This is a genomic window from Chromobacterium sp. ASV23 (assembly GCF_016428945.1).
GTDB classification, from domain to species: Bacteria; Pseudomonadota; Gammaproteobacteria; order Burkholderiales; family Chromobacteriaceae; genus Chromobacterium; species Chromobacterium sinusclupearum.
On the sequence record NZ_JAELTR010000117.1, the window covers coordinates 1 to 2962 of the forward strand.

A 2962-nucleotide genomic window follows, 5' to 3' on the forward strand; every position below is an offset into this window, starting at 1 on the left:
CCCCCCCCCCCCCCCCCCCCCCCCCCCCCCCCCCCCCCCCCCCCCCCCCCCCTTTTGAGTCTCGTGGGCTCGGAGATGTGTATAAGAGACAGCCCTTAACACTGATGGTGCCTGGCGCATGTACTTCGATATTCCCCCCTTGAAGGCGAATGTAAGCTCCATCGCAGGCGAGCAGAATTTCTTGATCAGCAGCGACATGCACGAAGCCTTTGCAGGAAGTAATGGTGACGTCCTTATCCGCCGTCAGCTCCATCGCATCGCTCTGCGCCTGCACCTTCACCTTCCCCTTGGCGGCGATCAGCTTCAGCGCCACCTTGTCCTTCACCCCAGCTACGAACAGGCTGATGTGCTGGCCCACGTTGTGCAGCCAGCGTCGGCCCGTGGTGTGGTTGGCGTCGCGTTGGGCGACGAGGTTGAGGTTGGTGCCGGCGGAGACGGTTTGGCTTTGTTCGGTTAGGCTGGCGATGCCGGCCGGGCCAGACAAAACCAGTTGCGGTTGCTGGCCAGCCTGATCTTTCGCCGTCTTGCCGTCCTTGTCGGTATTGCTGCCGGCTTCCCACGCCGCCAGGGCGTCGAGCTGGTGCTGTATGTGGCCCTTGGTTTTCTTGCCGGCTTTCGCATTGTCGTCGCCAATCTCATGCGGCCCGGTTTCCATGGTGTCGGCGAGCTGCCCAGTAGCGGTTTCGGCCAGCGCCTGGCTCAGCGCGACGGCGGACTGTAGCTGGCTTTGGGCGTGCTCGCGCGCTAGCTGTTTGCCGCCAGCGCCGTTTTGCGCTTCGGTGGACAGCAGCAGGCCGTGCGCGGCGCGGATGGCTCCATGGTTATCGGTGCGCAGTTCGAAACCTTCGCCGCGCGGCTGGGCTTTACCGTTGCTGCGCGGGTGGGTGAGGAAGCCTTGGTTCAGCTGAGTCTTGCCGGATTCGCTACTGAGCTTGGCGCGGACTTCGCCCGGGGTGTCGTCGAACAGCAGCTCGTTGTAGCCGCCGCCCTGGTGTTCTTTGCTCTTGATGCCGGACAGCGTCTTGTTGGCCGGCAGCGCGCCGGCACCGCTGAAGTCGGGCGTCGGGTGGCTGCCGTTGTACAGCACCCCGGTGATGACGGGCCGGTCGATGTCGCCTTCGATGAAGTCGACCAGCACTTCCTGGCCGATGCGCGGGATGAACTGGTGGCCGAAACCGGCGCCGGCGCTGGGCATGGCCACGCGCAGCCAGCAGCTGGATTTGTCGTCGAGGTTGGCACCGAAGGTTGTGTGTTCCTCTGCCCGCTGCCAGTGGAATTGCACCTTGATGCGGCCTTGGCCGTCGGTGTAGATCTCGTCGGCCACCTGGTCGGTCGGTTCGGCCGGGCCGACCACGGTGGCGGTTTGCACGCCGAGCGAGGTGGGCTTGGCCAGTGGCGTGTCGGCATAGGCCGGGGTCAATGGGATGCCGCGGCGCTGGGTCTGCAGCGAGGTGGTGAACGGTGTAGCGTCGGTCTGGGCGCCGACGTGCTGGGCCAGATCCTTGGGCAGGTTGTTGCGCACCTGGAAGCTTTGGCCGGTAACCACGAATTCGCGGTGTTGCGGGCTGTCGGTTTCGTGCGCCGGATGGTCGTCCAGCCGGAACCATTCGCCCGGCTGCAGGCCGCGCACGGTGCCGCTGGCGCTGAAGGACTTGGCCTGCAGATCGTGGGCCTGCTGGCGCAGCTGGGCGTAGCGGCCCAGCTGTTCATCATCGCCAGCGTAATACAGGCCCGGCGCGTCGTAGTGGGTCAGGCTGCTCTGCAGCGACTGGCCAGCCTGGCCTTGCTCGATGCGGCTGCCGTCTTCGCTGTGCTGGGTGGAGACGGGTTTGTAGTCGTAACTGGCCAGCGCCACGCTGCTGGGCACGATCTGGCGGGTGGCCTGCCATTCGGTCAGGCCGTCTTCGTCTTCGGTAGCGTCGGCGCGGTGGAAACGCACGCGGCTCAAGGGGGCGGCCGGCAGGCTATGCGGGTCGTCAAACACCGCCAGCTGCACCTGCGGGCCATCGTCGTCTTGATGCAGGAAGCGCCAGCTGAGGCCTTCCTCATGCATCAGGCGCACGATGAATTCGTAATCGCTCTCACGGTATTGCAGGCAGTAGCTGCGCGGCTGGGCCGGCTGCACCTGGATGGACAGCGTCTGCACGCGCGCGAAGGCCGGGTTACTCTGCTGATGTTCGGAAAGGATCTGCTGGATGATGTCCGGCACCGTCAGGTCCTGGAACACGCGCGAGGTGCGACGGTGACGCAGCAGCGCAAACGGCGGCTCGATGGTCAGCTCGTACTTGGCGAAGCCGCCATCGGTGCCGGCCAGCCTGGCCTCGCTCACCACGCCGCAGCGGATGGACTCGCCGCCCGCTGCATCCTCGATGCCGATGCGCGCGGGCTGGCCCAGCAGGGACTTCAGTTCGATATGGGTGTCCGGCGACAGACAGATCAGCGTGTAGCGGTAAGGTTGGGACAGACCCTCTTCGGCCTGCAGGCTCAGCGGCAGCAGCTGCTCGGCGGCGATCTGCCCGGTACCCAGCCGCAAAGTTAATACCCGTCGATCTTGGCCAAAAGCGGAAGCGAAACTGGCCAGCAGTGCGTTCAAATCCATCCGATTCCCAAATAAAAATACCCTCGCGCGAGGGTATGTCATTGAACTGAAAGAGGATAAATATTTTATGAAATAACTGCAATAGCAACAAGGCACGCTCACGAAAAAGTCAGTCAACCTGCACAAAAGTACAGTATTTCCTTGCTTACCAACACTTGAATCACCACAGATGGCAATAATGTCAAATAAGTATTAATCCTACTGGGTGTAACTAAAAAATTTAAGCTAGGGCGGTTTTCATTGAGAGTTCTCCACGGATATACCCACCATCTGTCTCTTATACACATCTCCGAGCCCACGAGACTCAAAAAGGGGGGGGGGGGGGGGGGGGGGGGGGGGGGGGGGGGGGGGGGGGGGGGGGGG

Annotated in this window: 1 protein-coding gene; it reads right to left on the bottom strand. The window is 63.3% G+C overall.

Going from position 1 to position 2962, the window contains the following annotated elements; all coding sequences use genetic code 11:
• Positions 1-2599 (bottom strand): type VI secretion system Vgr family protein (locus tag JHD59_RS21705; RefSeq protein WP_199155794.1); only part of this gene is annotated, 2599 nt, incomplete at its 3' end.
• Between the last annotated feature and the right edge of the window lie 363 nt (positions 2600-2962).